General features: G+C 44.1%; 15 protein-coding genes. 9 read left to right on the forward strand and 6 right to left on the reverse strand.

The window, feature by feature from the left end:
* Positions 1-2: 2 nt before the first annotated feature.
* Positions 3-635 (reverse strand): GNAT family N-acetyltransferase, encoded by a 633-nt coding sequence (locus CA600_RS01105; RefSeq protein ID WP_094868515.1) that lies wholly within the window; start codon positions 633-635, stop codon positions 3-5.
* A 160-nt stretch (positions 636-795) separates the two neighbouring features.
* On the opposite strand from CA600_RS01105, the gene acsA reads away from it, so the two are divergent.
* Positions 796-2,520, forward strand: coding sequence for an acetate--CoA ligase (acsA, locus tag CA600_RS01110; protein ID WP_094868516.1), 1,725 nt, complete (start codon positions 796-798; stop codon positions 2,518-2,520).
* Between the two features lie 83 nt (positions 2,521-2,603).
* Here acsA and CA600_RS01115 read toward each other — a convergent pair whose 3' ends face one another.
* Positions 2,604-5,516 (reverse strand): transglycosylase domain-containing protein, encoded by a 2,913-nt coding sequence (locus CA600_RS01115; RefSeq protein WP_094868517.1) that lies wholly within the window; start codon positions 5,514-5,516, stop codon positions 2,604-2,606.
* A gap of 145 nt (positions 5,517-5,661) precedes the next feature.
* Complete coding sequence (gene rpsD / locus CA600_RS01120; protein WP_042126823.1) at positions 5,662-6,261, reverse strand: 30S ribosomal protein S4; 600 nt, start codon at positions 6,259-6,261, stop codon at positions 5,662-5,664.
* 399 nt (positions 6,262-6,660) lie between these two features.
* Between rpsD and CA600_RS01125 the strand changes: the two genes are divergently transcribed.
* The 5 genes from CA600_RS01125 (at position 6,661) to CA600_RS01145 (ending at position 11,731) form a co-directional block, all read left to right on the forward strand.
* A complete protein-coding gene (locus CA600_RS01125) occupies positions 6,661-8,655 on the forward strand; it encodes a sensor domain-containing diguanylate cyclase (RefSeq protein ID WP_094868518.1) in 1,995 nt (664 codons plus the stop codon).
* 251 nt (positions 8,656-8,906) lie between these two features.
* Positions 8,907-9,659 carry a hypothetical protein gene (locus tag CA600_RS01130; RefSeq protein WP_094868519.1) on the forward strand — a complete coding sequence of 251 codons (753 nt, stop codon included), beginning with the start codon at positions 8,907-8,909 and terminating at the stop codon, positions 9,657-9,659.
* A gap of 95 nt (positions 9,660-9,754) precedes the next feature.
* Positions 9,755-10,870, forward strand: coding sequence for an aminopeptidase (locus CA600_RS01135; protein WP_094868520.1), 1,116 nt, complete (start codon positions 9,755-9,757; stop codon positions 10,868-10,870).
* A gap of 106 nt (positions 10,871-10,976) precedes the next feature.
* Positions 10,977-11,222 (forward strand): HPr family phosphocarrier protein, encoded by a 246-nt coding sequence (locus CA600_RS01140; protein ID WP_042126831.1) that lies wholly within the window; start codon positions 10,977-10,979, stop codon positions 11,220-11,222.
* A gap of 212 nt (positions 11,223-11,434) precedes the next feature.
* The gene (locus tag CA600_RS01145; protein ID WP_042126833.1) at positions 11,435-11,731 is read left to right on the forward strand and encodes a YlaN family protein; all 297 of its coding nucleotides are present in this window, start codon (positions 11,435-11,437) and stop codon (positions 11,729-11,731) included.
* 96 nt (positions 11,732-11,827) lie between these two features.
* Here the strand turns inward: CA600_RS01145 and cax are convergent, their stop codons facing one another.
* The gene (gene cax / locus CA600_RS01150) at positions 11,828-12,898 is read right to left on the reverse strand and encodes a calcium/proton exchanger (RefSeq protein WP_094868521.1); all 1,071 of its coding nucleotides are present in this window, start codon (positions 12,896-12,898) and stop codon (positions 11,828-11,830) included.
* A gap of 154 nt (positions 12,899-13,052) precedes the next feature.
* Between cax and CA600_RS01155 the strand changes: the two genes are divergently transcribed.
* Positions 13,053-13,418 (forward strand): Asp23/Gls24 family envelope stress response protein, encoded by a 366-nt coding sequence (locus CA600_RS01155; protein WP_042126837.1) that lies wholly within the window; start codon positions 13,053-13,055, stop codon positions 13,416-13,418.
* A 90-nt stretch (positions 13,419-13,508) separates the two neighbouring features.
* Here CA600_RS01155 and ftsW read toward each other — a convergent pair whose 3' ends face one another.
* Positions 13,509-14,753: a putative lipid II flippase FtsW gene (gene ftsW / locus CA600_RS01160; RefSeq protein ID WP_094868522.1), complete on the reverse strand. Its 1,245-nt coding sequence runs from the start codon at positions 14,751-14,753 to the stop codon at positions 13,509-13,511.
* Positions 14,750-15,097: a YugN family protein gene (locus CA600_RS01165; protein WP_094868523.1), complete on the reverse strand. Its 348-nt coding sequence runs from the start codon at positions 15,095-15,097 to the stop codon at positions 14,750-14,752. The genes ftsW and CA600_RS01165 overlap by 4 nt, the downstream gene beginning before the upstream one ends.
* Before the next feature lie 197 nt (positions 15,098-15,294).
* Here CA600_RS01165 and CA600_RS01170 point away from each other — a divergent pair, with 197 nt between their 5' ends.
* Both CA600_RS01170 and CA600_RS01175 read left to right on the forward strand, forming a co-directional pair.
* Positions 15,295-16,518 carry an amidohydrolase gene (locus CA600_RS01170; protein ID WP_094868524.1) on the forward strand — a complete coding sequence of 408 codons (1,224 nt, stop codon included), beginning with the start codon at positions 15,295-15,297 and terminating at the stop codon, positions 16,516-16,518.
* A gap of 62 nt (positions 16,519-16,580) precedes the next feature.
* On the forward strand, positions 16,581-17,012 hold the full coding sequence (locus tag CA600_RS01175; protein ID WP_094868525.1) for a CBS domain-containing protein: 432 nt from the start codon (positions 16,581-16,583) through the stop codon (positions 17,010-17,012).
* Positions 17,013-17,041 lie beyond the last annotated feature (29 nt).

Raw genomic sequence — 17,041 nt, forward strand, 5'->3', positions numbered from 1 at the left:
GTTTAGTACATGAAGCGCTGTCTAAAGCGTACTCTGTCGAAAGTCTCCTGTGAGGACATAGGTACCTCTTGTCCAATACGAACCATTAGGCAGTTTGCTGGATGTGAACAGATTTCGGGATCATCTGTAGCATACCAAACCATATTTACAGTTTTCATTAGCCGCTCCATCATTTGACGATAAGCCCACACATCAAGTCCACTTCCTTTTAAATCCCAGTGCCAATAATACTCTGTTGTAAAGACGATACAATTCTCTAATTGCTCTTGCTCAAAAGCAGTGGAAATCAGCAGCCGGCCTAGTCCGGCTCCCCTATAATCATTACTCACCTCAATAGCTCCAAGCTCAATTAGATCCATCATTCCACCCTGTGACCAAAGCTCCATTTCATCCGGATAATGAAAGGTTACATAGCCTATTATAGTGCCATCCTCTACAGCTGTAATTATTCGTCCTTCTGGCAGGCTAGCAATCTCTATGAGAGCTTCATGCTGTTCAATCGGCTTGCGGAAGGCATCAAGATCATGATGCATGTGGAGGGCTTTGAGGTCCTGTGGAGATCGGGGGCCACTTATTGTTAGTGTCCTGCCTTTATATGAAAGCGTATGGGAAACAGGGATTTTACGATGTTCCATAGCCGTGCTCCTTCCGGATGATAAAATATGGAATGTAAACGTTTGCTATGTTATACTAATTCAGACATAAAAAATTCACATTCAGTGCATTGACATCATTATCTAAGAAAAGAGTCTTACCCTTAAAGCTTAAATCAAACGAGTGAGGGAGGCAAGAGTGATGGGTCAAGTCCATAGCGAAATTTTGCCTGGCCGTGTGCAGAGCTCCAATATGTCTGATTACACCCAGGCAGTAGCCAATTTTAAGTGGGAGGATGTTGAACGTAACTTCTCATGGTATGACACTGGAAAGGTTAATATGGCACATGAAGCAGTGGATCGCCACGTTCAAGAAGGACGGGGAGCGGCAACGGCCCTGCTCTACAGTGATGCGGTGCGGGATGAATCCTATACATTTGCCGATCTGCAGGAACGGTCGAATCGGTTCGGAAATGTATTGCGTAAATATGGTATCGGTAAGGGAGATCGGGTATTTATTTTTATGCCTCGTCAACCGGAACTATATTTTAGTTTACTAGGCATTCTGAAGATTGGGGCAATAGCGGGTCCTCTGTTCGAAGCCTTTATGGAGACAGCAGTTAAGGACCGGCTGGAAGATAGTGGTGCGGTTGCTTTGGTTACTACACCGGAGCTACTTCATCGTGTGAAGCGAGATGAGCTTCCGAATTTGCGTCATATTTTTCTAGTAGGCGGCACCACTGATATCGAGCAAGGTAACTTAGGTTTTACTGAGGAGATGGATAACGCATCTTCTGAGCTCGAATTGGAATGGCTTGACCTGGACGATGGCCTTATCATGCATTATACATCTGGTTCTACAGGAAAACCTAAAGGCGTTTATCATGTGCAAAGAGCAATGATTCAACATTATTATACAGGTAGAGTGGTGCTGGATCTACGTCCGGATGATATTTACTGGTGTACAGCTGATCCGGGCTGGGTGACAGGAACATCTTACGGAATATTTTCACCCTGGTTAAATGGCGTAACGAATGTCGTGAGAGGAGGACGTTTTAGTCCTCAGGATTGGTATAAGACGATTGAACGAAATAAGGTTAGTGTTTGGTACAGTGCACCTACAGCATTTCGTATGTTGATGGGTGCGGGCGAGAGTTCCATTCAGGGAATTGATTTGAGCAGCCTGCGCCATGTCCTGTCTGTTGGAGAGCCATTAAATCCTGAAGTGGTGCGGTGGGGAGATAAATTCTACAACCAGCGCATTCATGATACTTGGTGGATGACAGAGACGGGAGCGCAACTAATCTGCAACTATCCTGGAATGGATATCAAACCAGGCTCTATGGGCCGTCCGTTGCCAGGCATTGAAGCAGCGATTTTAGATGATCGAGGCAATGTTCTCCCACCATTCTCAATGGGGAATCTTGCAATACGGACGCCTTGGCCATCCATGATGAATTCGATCTGGAACAATAAGGCGAAGTATGAGGAGTATTTCCGCATTCCTGGTTGGTACATTTCTGGTGATTCTGCTTATATGGATGATGATGGATATTTCTGGTTTCAAGGACGGATTGACGACGTTATCAACTCTTCTGGTGAGCGTATAGGACCTTTTGAAGTGGAGAGTAAATTGGTAGAGCATCCAGCTGTGGCGGAAGCGGGTGTAATTGGTAAACCAGACCTGGTGCGTGGGGAAATTATCAAGGCTTTCATTTCGCTGAGAGAAGGCTATACTCCTACAGCTGCTCTCAAAGAGGAGATCGCGGCATTTGTTAAAGCCGGACTATCTGCGCATGCTGCACCGAGAGAGATCGAATTTAAGGATAAACTTCCTAAGACACGATCAGGTAAGATCATGCGGCGCGTATTAAAGGCTTGGGAGCTTCATCTCCCAACTGGTGATTTATCAACGATAGAAGATTAGAATGGATCATAAAAAAACACCGTTCCCTTATGAATTAAAGGGAACGGTGTTTTGCTGTGTAAAGTTATTCTCTTGACTACCGGTTAATGGTTTCCAGTCGTATTGCCGGCTTTGCCACTATTACTGTTTCCGTTACTGCTACCTTCGCCAGATGGTGTTGAAGTAGGCGTAGGAAGAATGGTTCCTGGAATCTCAATATCCTCTCCTGGTGTACTCTCAGAGTCTGTAGGAGGCGTTGTCTCCGGTTGTTGATCCGGAGTTGGTGTTGCTTCCGGAGTTGGTGTAGTGCCTCCAGCAACGCTGCCAGAAGCTGTCTCATTACCTGCGACATCAACAGCACTGACATAGAATGTTGCATTGGCACTTGCAGGCGTTCCTGGCGAGAATACCTTGCTCTCGTCAGCCATAATTACAGCTTGCTTCTGGAATGACCCGCCGTTTAAAGAACGGTATAAGCGGTATCCGACGACATCTGGAGAGCCGCTTGGAGAGAAGCTGATCACAGCTTTTCCAGTGCTGTAAGAGACACTGACATTTCCAGGGGCAGTAGGAGCAGAGCCATCGTCCACGCGTGGATCGACTTCAGTAGGGAAATCTGTTTTGGCATCCGCTGGCATATAATACTCCAGCGATTTATGCTCCTTCATTTTAGGGAAAGCTGCCAAGAGCTCCTTAACTAATTCCTGGATCGGTTTATCGCGTTTAACTACGATTTTTTCTTTTAGGAAATCCTCCGGTGTACCTTCGAGCGGGATATAATTGACGCCATTGTAAGTAATATATTTGGCTTTGGATATCCCGTCGTCGCTCTCTTTAGGTACATATTTCACATTGAAAAGATCCGTTGTGAATTTGTCAGTTAGGGCCGTTGGCAGTTTACCGCTGTATGCGGAAACTGTCTTTTTGATAATTCCCTCAGGTTGTGCGAATTTGTCTGTAACGAACAAGTCTGGCTGCTTATCAATAACAGCATTCAGGACTTTAGCCCATAAGGTCTGTGCTTGTCGTTTCTGTGTATCTCCTGTAAGGGTATTAATTTGTTCCTTATAACCAACCCACATGCCAAGTGTGACATCAGGGGTGTAGCCCATGAACCAGACATCTCCGTAGTTCTGAGTGGAGCCAGTCTTACCTACAATCGGAACGTCTTTAAAGTGTTTATAATCTCTTCTTACTGTACTTGCAGTACCTTCTGTAATTACTGTACGCAGCATATCGGTCATTAGATAAGCAGTCTGCTCAGAGAATACTTGTTCAGGATTAACCTTGTGCTGATAAACGATCTTGCCTTCCGAATCCACAATCTTCTCAATCATATAAGCATCATTAAATGCTCCCTGATTGCCAATGGCGGAATAGGCATTGGTTAATTCTTCAACGGATGTACCGTATCGAAGACCACCTATAACCCCAGTCTGCGCTCTGTAATCATCTTCAGTGAGTGTAGTGATCCCTAGCTTTTTAGTAAAGGCCCAAGCATCCTCTATTCCGACCTTTTCGTTAAATAGTTTAAGTGCCGGTAGGTTGAGGGATTTATTAAGTGCATAGCGAGCCGTAACTAAACCCTGATAGCGATTGTTTGCATTTTTAGGAATATGGAAGCCTTTCCCGCCATCCTTCAAAATGATTGGAGCATCATCTAAGATCCCGGCAGGTTGAATCAGTCCTGCATCTAAGGCAGGTAAGTATGCTGAAATCGGCTTCATCGTTGAGCCAGGTTGCCGGACCATTTGGGTTGCATAGTTCATTTGCTCGATATTAAAATCGCGGCCCTCAATCATACCCAGAATGGCTCCGGTCTTGTTGTCGATCAATATACCAGCCGTCTGTTCAATACCTTTTGTTTTGCTGTCCTTGGTGAAATTACTGCTATCTTCGGAAATACTGTGCATTGCACTGTATACTTTCTTATCAATCGTGGTATAGACTCGGTAACCGCCAGTCATTAACTGTTGTCTTGCTTCCTCAAGAAGTATGGCATTATCACTAGAGCTAGTGGTATCGGTTGTACTGTTTTTCTCTTCATTTAGTGACAAAATAATCTCAGCTGCTTTACGCTCCGTCTCCATCATCAGGTATGGATATGTAGCATAGGCTTTCTTAGTGTGAGGAGCGAGAGAGCTTTTAATATCGAATTTGAGTGCTTCATCATATTGGGAGGTTGTGATCTTGTTCTCCTCCAGCATACGACGAAGTACAAGCTGTTGACGATCCATAGCTCTGTTGAACGCCTTTGCGTTAAATTCTCCAACGCCATTGAATGCTGAATAAGCGGAAGGGAGCTGTGGAAGGCCGGCCAAATACGCCGCTTGGGCAATATTCAGCTTGTCTAGATCATCCAGACCGAATATACCTTTGGATGCAGCTTTAATCCCAAATACGTTATAGCCATTCGAGCCATTACCGAACGGAACCTTGTTCAGATAAGCCGTTAAAATCTCTTGCTTGGTCAAGAAGCGCTCTAGTCTAAGTGAAAGTAGAATTTCTTTTGCTTTGCGGTCTTCTGTTCGATCCAGATTGAGAAATACACGTCTTGCGAGCTGTTGAGTAAGAGTACTGCCTCCGGTCTGAACAGATTCATTTAATATCTTTTGTTTGACGGCACGTAAGGTGCCTTTGAAATCCACGCCATTATGCTCATTGAAATTATTGTCCTCTATAGCGAGAACTGCATCAATAATAATCTGGGGGATGTCGTTGTATTGAATGAGCCTTCGATCTTCTTCTGTACGAAGCTGGCCGATCGGTGCGCCATCACGGAAGTATGCGAATCCGGTGATCGCATTTTGCCCGACTTGCTGTTGAATCATTTCCTCAGAGCGAACAGGTTCATCTTTCACCATGGAAGTGACATATCCTGCTGCTGCACCACCGACGAACAGAATGCCTATTATGCCAAGAATAAACATCCACTTAACTACAGAGCCGAACCTGCTAAGCCCAGATCTGCGGGGTGAAGGCTTCTTTACGTTTTTTTTCTTGTTCTCTTGAACCATCGACGATAATTCCTCCTTTTAACGGAATTATTATAGCACAAATTGGCGATTTTGAATGCAGTCGGAGTGTTCATTACCTATTAGAATAACAAAAAGCCTCCGGATAAATCCGGAGGCTTTGGCCATACTCGCTATAAGCGAGATATTAACGGTTGTAGAACTCGACGATTTGTTTCTCATCGATATCCTGGGAAAGCTCGGAACGTTCTGGCAAACGAATGTATTTACCTTCGAAAGATCCTTCAGCATATTCCAGGTAAGCTGGAAGGTGGGAACGGTTAGCAAGAGCTTCTTTGATGGAAGCCATGCTTTGGCTTCTTTCGCGAAGACCGATAACGTCGCCCAAGCTTACACGGTAAGAAGCGATGTCGACTTTTTTGCCGTTAACAGTTACGTGTCCATGGGATACCAACTGACGTGCACCTGCACGGGAGTTAGCAAATCCAAGACGGTAAACTAGGTTGTCCAAGCGGCTTTCAAGCAAGAACATGAAGTTTTCGCCTGCAAGACCTGGAAGTTTTTGTGCTTTAGTGAAGAGAGTTTTAAATTGCTTCTCTCCCAAACCATACATGTGACGCAGTTTTTGTTTTTCCAAAAGCTGCATTCCGTAGTTACTTACTTTTCTGCGTTGGTTAGCTCCGTGTTGTCCTGGTGGAAAAGGGCGTTTCAAGTCTTTTCCTGTACCGCTTAGGGAAATGCCCAGACGGCGGCTGAGTTTGAATTTAGGTCCGGTGTAACGTGCCATGTTATAGTAGACTCCTTTATAATTGAAATTTCAGGGTAGGGCCTATTTGCGCCGCATTTCGTATCCGTGATTAGCATTAATGGCTTCCACACTGCCAGGGAAGTTCAGCCGCTGCCCTGGCAGTAACGAAATGCGTGAGGGTGACACAACGTTACGCCCAAGTAAGACTTGTTACAGTCTTGTTCAACAATAAATATTATATGAATACAGTATACAAAGTCAAGCGCTTATTAAAAGAGTTTTTGTCAATCTTTGTCGATAGTTCTTTGGTCCTAAAAAAAAGTCCCGGAAATGATGAAAATATAATGCAATGCACAAAGAAAGGGAGTAAAATATAGTTAATTAGTTGTTACTAGGGAAGATAGTTTTCTTAATCAAGATGCAAAGGGGATCTTCGTTATGTCAGAGCAGAAAGCATACGTCCATAAAGACAGCCGTATGCTGTTACAGGACAACATACACGCTAGTAGAGATTCCGAAGATCCCACCGCCTGGCTTAGGGAAACGGAAATAGTAACGCATGACTTCCCTTATCTAGCAAATCTGATTGCAGACAGTTTCAATGAATGGTTTGGTGGGCTCGATGTCCTCCCATTCTCCAGATCATGGGAATGGTGTGTACTGAATTTTGAAGGTAAATATTTAAATAATAATTTGGGTCAACAAGAACTATGGAGGCAGCACTGGGAACAGGCAGCGGCTTCCAGCTTAATTTCAGGATCAATCTCTGCCATTCCGTTAACCGTAGAAGGTAAGGATCTAAGTTTTTTTACTATACCGCTATTCACTCGCGTCGATAATGAAATTTTTGCATTTTTGGGCTGTTCTATGCCAACGCAACAATATGAAATGGGTGGAAGAGATACTGCAGAAGCTATGTCGCTGCATTACCGCACCTGTTTTTATCATAAGTTTGAACATATATTTGTAGCTGATCTTGCAAGTACCCATATTCATGCAGAACGTGAAAGCAATCGTCGTTCATTGTTATTTCAGATTGTCCAGCGGATGCATGACAATATTGATGTTGATGCTGTACTTTCGGAAGTTATTGATAGCATCTCTGCGATGTACCCTGGAGCCAGACTCGACCTGTATATGTCACAAGATCATCGCAGCACTAATCCGCAGGTCAAACCCTTACCTTTCCACATGTCCAGTGATGATGTCTGTGCCAGGGCGTTCAAGGATGGACGTGTTGCACTGAACACTAGTGATGAAGATCACCGAAATGTAGAAATAGGGCTTCCGTTAGGTGGTAAGCAGGGGGTTTATGGGGTATTCCATATGGTGATGGATAATCCAATCTTCCCTGACGTTGATTTAAGGTTTCTCACAATGGTAGCCGATACGGCTGGAACTGCTTTTGAGAATGCCAAGCTTTATGAGCGCTCCAATCAGCTGATCCGTGAGCTTCGCATGAGTAACGAGCTTACCCAGCGTTTGAATCAAAGCTTGCGATTAGGCGATATTTTTCAATTTGCGTTTGAAGAGCTACTTGAAATGTTTGGTGCAGATTACTGTTGTATCTTACATATGAATGAGGAAAAGGGTGGCCTAGAAGTTATTGCCTGCAACCATCCCTCATTGCAGAATGAAGTATTAGAAGTAGGGGCAGGTTTAGGTGGAAAGGTATATTCCACAGGTGAATCACTGATTATGTCTGACTACATAGATAATCCTAAGACAACTTCCCGACTAATGAATGCTACCGGTTCACAGTCGCTGATTGCTACACCTCTTAGTGTGGGGGGAGAAGTGCGAGGTGCGATTATGCTGGCACATCGAGATTCACATTATTTTTCCTATGACAACTACAGGCTGTTGCAGGCGATGGCGGGACATATAGGTCTAGCAGTAGGTAACGCCAGGCTACATGCTGAAGTCAGACGTCTTGCGAACAGAGATAGCCTAACAGGTCTCTATGCTCGTCATTATTTGGACGAAGAGATAAAAGAAAGACAGTCTACGGACTTCTGCGGCTGTTTAATTGTTGTGGATATTGATCAGTTCAAAATCGTGAATGATACCTATGGTCATCAAAAAGGCGATAAGATTCTAAAAGAGGTTAGTGAAATTGTAAAATCTTCCATCCGTCAAGGGGATATTGCCGCGAGATGGGGTGGGGAGGAGCTCTCCGTTTATTTACCGTTGATGGGAATGCAGCAGGCGGGTTATGTAGCTGAGCGTATACGCAAACGCGTTATGGAAGAAACTGAACCTAGTGTAACGGTATCCTGCGGAATAGCGGAATGGAGCTGGATGGACGATCGAGTAAGTGTTGAGTCATTATTTTATCGAGCGGATATGGCGCTGTATAAAGCTAAGAATAACGGTCGGAACCAAGTTGTTTTTGATACCAAAGAAAATGATAGCAATATTAAGAACTCGTGAGGAAAGTCTCAGGGGTTCTTTTTTATATGCGCAGTTATTATGGCTCTAATTGCGGTATAAGGCTTGCAGGAAGGGAGAACCCTATACGCGTGGGTTGTACTTAAGTAAAATACTCCGAGAAAGGCCTGAGGTCCGTGAGAAAGCTATTATTACTTAAGGGAGGACTCCTCCCTATAGTTCTGACACTGTATTGCCTGTTATTTAGCGGCTGTAGCGTCATAAGAGACAAACCTGCGAAGGAAGATTTAAGTTTGGCGTTGGCAGGGATGGCTGGAAGTGATGAGGTTGTTTTTGAAGGGGCGAATATGCTGACACGAGGGGGAACAACGGTTCCTGAATCCTTATTGTTCTACGGAGGCACAGTGCAGGATCATAAAAAAGTAAAGTTGTACACCCTTCTTCCAGATAAATCCACGATCCAAAAAACAGCTGCTGGTGGCGTTAAAGACTTAAAGAGTAACGCATATGCTATGAAACCTTATTACAGTCAGTTAGAGAAAAAAGAGGGCAGATGGGAACTTCAGACCACTGAAAATTCCTCGGAGGAGGGAAATCCATTACCTGCGCTAAATCCGTTAAAGCAACTCGAGGAACTTGAGTCCATGGAGAAGAGTGTAACCGAAGAGGCAGGAGCTGGCAGAGGGACAAGTGTGCTGCGAATCGAATTGACGCCTTCAGAAGCTAGGAAGCAGCTGTCTGCTGAATTGGAGAAAGAAATGCAGAACCTTCGTCCTAAAGTTCCTGAATCCGCAGAGAACAACGCAGAGGCTGATCAGGCAGTGACGGAAGCTTTGGAGAAGCTGTGGCAGAAGAAAAATAATGAGCTACAGCAAAAGCTGAAACAGGCTAATGTAGAAACGGTCTACCACCTAACGGTTGATAAGAAGCATAATCTTCCCAGAAGGCTTACCTTGAATCGAAAAGTAAGCTATTCCGGTGAAATGATGAATAAATCTGAAAATGAAACTTATGTATCTAAAGTGGATTTCACAGGTTACCGTTAATCTTTACATTGTTTAGCAGGTCTTGCGCTCCATAAAGGGCGTGCTACAATAGAACAGCATGCTTATTTTTCAGACAGAGGAAGGAAGAGTACACAATGAAAGATCCCAGAATTCAAAAGCTGGCGGCAAATCTTGTAGGTTATTCCGTAGATGTTCAGCCAGGTGAGAACGTGCTTGTAGAAATGATTGGCAATGAAAGAGATTTAATCAAAGCTGTTGTTGAGGAAATCGGTAAAGCTGGCGGTCATGCTTTTGTACAGTTGACAGATCGTACCGTCCTACGCAGCATGCTTAAATATGCAACACGTGAGAGTCTTCAGACATGGGCTGACATTGACTTGAACCGGATGAAGCAAATGGATTGCTATATCGGCATCCGTGCAGGTGAGAATGTAAATGACCTGTCCGATGTTCCAGAAGAAAATATGAAATTGTATAATTCTTTGTATTCCCATCCAGTGCATAGTGAACAACGCGTGAAGCATACAAAGTGGGTAGTATTACGTTATCCCAATGCGAGTATGGCTCAGCTTGCAAATATTAGTACAGAGGCATTTGAGGACTTTTATTTCGAAGTGTGTAATTTGGATTACGCCAAAATGGACAAGGCTCAGGATGCATTGGCTGATCTCATGCGCAGAACAGATAAGGTACATATTTCAGGTCCTGGAACAGATCTTAAGTTCTCCATCAAAGGAATCGGTGCAGAGAAATGCTCTGGACAAAAGAATATTCCGGATGGCGAGGTTTACAGCGCTCCTGTTCGTGATTCTGTAAATGGAATGATCAGTTATAATGCACCGTCCGTTTATAATGGAGTAACTTTTGAAAATATCAAATTCAAATTCGAGAATGGTAAAATTGTTGAAGCAACTAGCAATGACTCCGCTCGCTTGAATGAAATCCTGAATTCAGATGACGGCGCACGTCACATTGGAGAATTTGCCATAGGCTTTAACCCTTATATTTTGCACCCAATGAATGACATTCTGTTTGATGAGAAAATTGCAGGCAGCCTGCACTTTACACCAGGACAAGCATATGATGTTACAGATAACGGAAACCGGTCCTCCATTCACTGGGATCTTGTATTAATCCAACGTCCAGACTATGGCGGCGGGGAGATTTATTTTGACGATGTATTAATCCGTAAAGATGGAATCTTCGTGTTACCAGAACTGGAAGGTCTGAATCCTGAAAACTTGAAATAAGCTGTAAAAGTAAGAAAACACCTTGCACAAGTAAGCGGATTCAAGGTATCATAAGAAATGATTACAAATGACTTATGTTTCATAATCAAGTTGCGGAGGGATTTCTATGTCCAGTAACAATGCGGCAATCGTTGATATTGCTCAAACGGCAGGCCAGTTCAACTCTTCAATCGTTCTTCAAGCGGACAACAAGTACATTGATGTTAAGAGTATCCTTGGTTTGTTCACGACTTTGGTATCAAGCCAAAGCTACGAGCTTCATGTTCACGGAACAGATGCAGAAGAAGCTAAGAAGGCAATGAGTGAAGTTTTTGCTAAACACGGTTTGAACTTTACAGTTGTAGCTGAGTAATAGTTGTATGTAAAGACGTCCTACCGATTTACGGTGGGGCGTTTTTACTAGAAATAGATGAGGAACTAATGCTATCCCTTATAAACAACATAGCTGCTTCTTTCAAATAAATGGTTAGTATAAACAGAATTGTTGTATTGATATCCGATTTCGACTAATATTAAGTAAAATAGTAAAAGCAGCTTAACTTTTGGACATGGGGGGGAAGAGGCATGACTTCGTCGGAATTACAGGAACAGTTTAATCTTAAAGCGATCAATCTTCTACAAGAAGATGCCGATAAAATTCAGCAACTTATTGAAGTGCAGATGGAAAATCTGGCAACACGCTACTGCCCTCTCTATGAGGAAGTGCTCGATACCCAAATGTACGGTTTCTCAAGAGAGGTCGATTTTGCGGTTAGAGCAGGTTTGGTGCCAGAGATTACCGGTAAAATGGTGCTGAGTAAGCTGGAGCGGAATTTAGCAGTACTCTATGAGGCATTGAATAACAAAGCAAAAGAAGAATAAGTTTTGATTTATAGTATTCATAGAAACGCACATGAGGACAGATCGTCACTCATGTGCGTTTTTTTTTTGAGAATTATAGAAATGAATGGGGAGTATTTATACTAGATAAAAGGAGACTCCAAGAATTAGATAAACCGTTAATAGCAAGAGACCCTCATACCAGTTGGTCGAACCATCCTGAGTGATTGATTTGGCAATAAAGACGGCGACGCCAATGGCGACAATTTCGATCGTTGTAAACACAATGTCCATAGTGTCACCCATAAAATAACTGGCGAAGATAAGTACAGGCGCTACAAATAGTGCAATTTGAAGACTACTCCCGACGGCGATTTCTACTGCTGCACCGATTTTATTCTTCATAGCCAGCATAATGGCTGCACTATGTTCTGCGGCATTACCGATGATTGCCACGAGGAAGGCGCCTACAAACAGTTCACTAAATCCAAAGCGCTCAGTTAGTGTCTCAAGCGTCCCTACCAGCCACTCACTCACAAAGGCTACCATTACGGTAGCAAGAAGCAGATAAAGGATGGATCGGTTTCTGGACCACTTAGGCGCATGCTCATGAGCCATTTCTTCCTTACCGTCTTCTGTAACGTCCTCTAGATGTTTCTTGTGCGTAATCATAGAGAAGATTAACCAGGCCATGTAGGAGGCGATGAGCAGCCCGGCAACGATTAAACTGAGCACGTCTGTATCTTTTTCAGTAATGGAATGGGTATTGAAGAACATAGCCGGTACAAATAAAGCGATCACCGCTACGATCATAAGGGAACCGTTCATACCAGCGAGGGTTACGTTAAAGTTCTGCACTTTGAACTTCATCCCACCAGCGAAAATACTTAAACCTAGGACAAGCAGCAGATTGCCAATAATGGAACCGGTAAGACTGGCTTTCACCATGTCGAACAGTCCTTCCTTCACAAGGAAAAAGGCAATGATTAGTTCTGCGGCATTACCGAAGGTAGCGTTTAGGAAGCCGCCTAACCGCTGTCCAGCATAATGTGCCACACTTTCTGTGGCGCGGCCCAGAAAGCCAGCCACGAACACAACGGCTACTGCAGAGAGAACGAACTGAAGCGTGTGGTCCCAATCTGCATAATGGCCTATGGCACTAAGGATAAAGGTGATTGCCAGCAAAGCTGGTGAAATCCATTTTTTCAATGTAAAGTACACTCCAATCTATGTATTCAGGATCAATTCATAATCAATATACCCAAATTATTCCTAAGTGTAAACGAGAAAGCGAGAAACTGATTTGCTTTTTAGCCTGTTTAGGAATTACAATAATTGATAATGAGTTTAGGGGGGATATGGCATGGCAGAACAACTTCAATTGGAAATGGGAAATATTCGAATTTCAAATGACGTCGTCTCGAAAATTGCCGGATTGGCTGCCTTGGAGACTCCAGGAATTGCAGCCATGTCAGGTGGCCTATCAGAAGGCTGGGCGAAGCGTCTAAGTGGTAAGAACGTTCAAAAGGGCGTTACCGTTGAAGTGGGACAGCTAGAAGCAGCTGTGGATCTGCGTATTATAGTTCTCTATGAAACACCGATACATGAAGTGTGCCGGATGCTTCAACAGAACGTACGCGAGGCTGTGGAGAGCATGACTGGACTTCATATTGTTGAGGTGAATGTCAAAGTTGAAGGCGTAGCCTTTAAGAACGATGAAATTGCTTAATGCTAAAGAGCTTGTACATAAAAAAGCAGTCCAAGAAATTTAACTTGGACTGCTTTTTTATATATGCCGTCATATCCGGATTTATGAATCTTACCGGGAACGAACTTGTCTAACTGTAGTTACAGATTTCGTGACTTCCTCTTTAGCCGGAAGATTGGTTTCTCTTGAAATGCTCAGCATTATTCCCATGGACAGCATACTCACAAGAAGTGAAGAGCCGCCATAGCTGATAAATGGCAAAGTTACACCGGTAAGCGGAATGGTCTTCGTTACACCACCAATATTGACAAAGGCTTGAATAGCAATAAGCCCCATAATACCAATGCCAACGAGCGTACCAAAGGGATCCTTACACCTTAGTGCGATTAGAATACCTCGCCAGATAAAATACAGGTATATCATCAGAAATAATGCCGTTCCTATAAATCCAAATTCCTCACCAATCACAGGAAAAATAAAGTCCGTATACGGGTATTTAAGATAATCCAGCTTTTGAATGCTTTTGCCAAAGCCAGAGCCACTGACTCCACCTTGTCCGAGAGCGGTCAAAGACTGAATAATATTATACCCTTCACCTTCAGGATCCTGATAGGGGTCTATGAAAGCTTGAATTCGACCTTTTTTATAGTCTTGATTAGCGACTACTTTTTCGGAGGCAGGGGCAAGAGAATCAATCGCCGCTTTAGCCCCCATAACTATTCCTACACCTAACACCAAGAGAGCGATAGAACCTAGGATATGCTTCATACTGGCACCGCCTGCATAAATGACAAGTCCGCTGGTAGCCACGAGAATAAGGCAAGACCCCAAATCTGGCTGCATCATAATAAGCCCGGCAACTATACCTACGATAACCATTACAGGGATATATCCAGTACGGAAATCTCTAAACCTTTCACCTTTTTTGGTAATCAGTGCGGAGAGATACAGGATAATCGATATTTTGGCGAGCTCGGTAGGTTGGATTCCTAGCTTTCCGATACTTAACCAGCTTTTGGCGCCATTGATTCTTTCGGAGAAGGCTACAAATAGCAGGAGGATCACGGTGATGATAAAGATAGGTACATACCACTTCTTGAATTTACTGTAGTGAATGTTCATGGCTGTAAACATAACAACGATTCCAAGTACGATCCAGATCATTTGGCGTTTCATGAAATATAGAGGGTCATTACTGAACTTCGAGCTTGCTAAAGTCAAACTGGAGCTAGCACTGAAGACCATGACTAGACCGAAACCCACAAGTAGTAGTGTTAAGATAAGTAGTTGGAAATCGGGTGTTCCTCTTTTGGGCAGGCTGACATTTTGTTTCGTCTTTCCCTTTCTGTTACTCAAGCCTCCAACAGCTGCTTTAATTCGAGAATCCGAGTAGCAGCAGTGTCCAATACTGGTTTAGGTACCGGGGAGTCATAATCGAGGCCATGGGGGAATGTTGCTTTCCCTAAGTATACGGCTTCAATTGCAAGTACGGCATCAGCTTTCTCCAGCTTCCCCTCGACAGCGCGAGTGTTGATGCGTAGAAAGTATTCGCCGCCATCCTGAGGGTCTTCAATTTTGCAGTCGTAAGTGGCACGATAGTATTCCCATTGCCAGCGAATGAAGCCAGCCTTTGTCGCACTCTCGTCCAGATAGAGAAGATCACTCTTCAATCCTACGAGGCCCGTGTTCTCAAAAATCATAGCACGCACATCCCCCTTATGAAGTATAATGATGAATTCATGATCCGTTTGCTGATGTTCTACCTCATGATAGTATGTTTCTAAACGTTGTGCAAGAGTAGCTACTTCCTAACGATACCCAGTTTTTTGCGTTTCTGCTACAATAAAATAATTATAGCCGTGTACGGCTGGAACAAAGTGTCCAGGACTGCTGTCGCATGCTGTTGATGCGGGTTTATGAAGAAGGGGATGGAGAACGTATGAAGAGCTTAGCGGTTGATTCTCTCATGCCGGAGATCGTGGAATGGAGACGCCATTTACACCGTCATCCGGAGTTGTCTTTTCATGAAAAGGAAACGTCAGCATTTATAGCAGACAAGTTAGCAGAATTCGGCATTGAAGTTAGGAGAAGCACGTCTGGGTATGGTGTAACAGGTATATTGCGAGGACGTCGGCCGGGGAAAACGGTAGTCCTTCGCGCGGATATGGATGCACTACCTATTAAAGAGGAGAATAAGAATGACTACGTTTCGCAAAATGAAGGGGTTATGCATGCCTGTGGGCATGATGGACACACTTCAATACTGCTGGGTGTAGCCTCATACTATAGCAGCCGCCTTGAAGAGTTAGAAGGGGAGCTGCGTTTTCTTTTTCAGCCAGCGGAGGAGGTATGCCCGGGTGGTGCACAGGGGTTGATTGCCGAGGGTATGCTGGAAGGCGCGGATGCGGTGTATGGTTTGCATTTGTGGACTCCGCTTCCAATGGGGACTGTGGGCAGTGCGCCAGGACCTCTTATGGCATCTGCTGATGAATTTTTCATTGATATTATCGGCCGGGGCGGACATGGTGGTATGCCGAATCGTACGGTAGACAGTATTGTGGCCGGGGCGGCGCTTGTGACTCAGCTTCAGAGCATCGTAAGCCGCTCTGTGAACCCGCTGGAGCCCGCTGTTCTTAGTGTAGGAACCATTCAAGGGGGATTCGCCCAGAATGTCATTGCTGAGCATTGTCGCATTACTGGAACCGTACGGGCGTTCGACGAGGAGACCCGTTATCTGATCCGCAGCAGAATCGAAGAAATGACAGTTTCAATAGCTGGCGCATACGGTGCAGAAGCTAAGATAGACTATGTTATGGGATATCCGCCACTCGTAAATCACGAGGGGGAATACCAGCGTTTTTCCGAGGTGGCACCAGGAGCACTAGGAGAAGCTGTTCAAGTGATTCGGATGGAAAAGCTGATGCCAGCTGAGGATTTTGCCTACTATGTAAAAGAAATTCCTGGCTGTTTTATGTTCGTAGGGGCTGGGAATCCGGATAAAAATGCAGCTTACCCGCATCATCATAGCAAATTTGATTTTGACGAGGATGCTATGTTGCATGGGATGAAATTATTGATCGCTATGGCGAATTCCTGTTTGCAAGAGAAGACAATCGTATAATTTCGTTTCATAGAGGAGAACCTATTCCATAACATGGAGATTATGTTTAGGAGGGTTCGTTCTTGAAGACAGTGAAAGAGGTTATGACGAAGGAGCCTGTAACAGTCACACTAATGGATAATGTATATGAAGTCGCTGTTAAAATGAGAGATCATGACACTGGATTTATACCGGTCATTGATAATGAAGACGATAAGACATTACTCGGTGTAATTACAGATCGTGATCTAGTAATTAGAGGTTACGCGGCTAAACACCCTGGATCAACAGCTGTGGAAAAGGTAATGAGTAGAGAAATTCAGTCCGTCTCTGAGAATACATCTGTAGATGAGGCTGCAGAACGGATGTCGAGCTGGCAAATTCGCAGATTGGCTGTGACTAGTGGCCAGAAGCTGATGGGTGTAGTATCCATCGGTGATTTGGCTGTGCGCAACATTTTTGCGGACGAGGCTGGCGAAGCACTTCATGATATTTCGCAGCAGCATTTACATTAAATAGTTTAATAGGGAAGCTCATGACCGTT

Origin of the sequence: Paenibacillus sp. VTT E-133280 (assembly GCF_002264385.1) — a bacterium.
Lineage (GTDB): Bacteria > Bacillota > Bacilli > Paenibacillales > Paenibacillaceae > Paenibacillus_AQ > Paenibacillus_AQ nitricinens.

Coding starts and splice junctions, on each gene's coding strand:
- CA600_RS01105 (WP_094868515.1), bottom strand. CDS start 635: ATGGAACATCGTAAAATCCCTGTTTCCCATACGCTTTCATATAAAGGC.
- acsA (WP_094868516.1), top strand. CDS start 796: ATGGGTCAAGTCCATAGCGAAATTTTGCCTGGCCGTGTGCAGAGCTCC.
- CA600_RS01115 (WP_094868517.1), bottom strand. CDS start 5,516: ATGGTTCAAGAGAACAAGAAAAAAAACGTAAAGAAGCCTTCACCCCGC.
- rpsD (WP_042126823.1), bottom strand. CDS start 6,261: ATGGCACGTTACACCGGACCTAAATTCAAACTCAGCCGCCGTCTGGGC.
- CA600_RS01125 (WP_094868518.1), top strand. CDS start 6,661: ATGTCAGAGCAGAAAGCATACGTCCATAAAGACAGCCGTATGCTGTTA.
- CA600_RS01135 (WP_094868520.1), top strand. CDS start 9,755: ATGAAAGATCCCAGAATTCAAAAGCTGGCGGCAAATCTTGTAGGTTAT.
- CA600_RS01140 (WP_042126831.1), top strand. CDS start 10,977: ATGTCCAGTAACAATGCGGCAATCGTTGATATTGCTCAAACGGCAGGC.
- CA600_RS01145 (WP_042126833.1), top strand. CDS start 11,435: ATGACTTCGTCGGAATTACAGGAACAGTTTAATCTTAAAGCGATCAAT.
- CA600_RS01155 (WP_042126837.1), top strand. CDS start 13,053: ATGGCAGAACAACTTCAATTGGAAATGGGAAATATTCGAATTTCAAAT.
- CA600_RS01165 (WP_094868523.1), bottom strand. CDS start 15,097: ATGATTTTTGAGAACACGGGCCTCGTAGGATTGAAGAGTGATCTTCTC.
- CA600_RS01170 (WP_094868524.1), top strand. CDS start 15,295: ATGCTGTTGATGCGGGTTTATGAAGAAGGGGATGGAGAACGTATGAAG.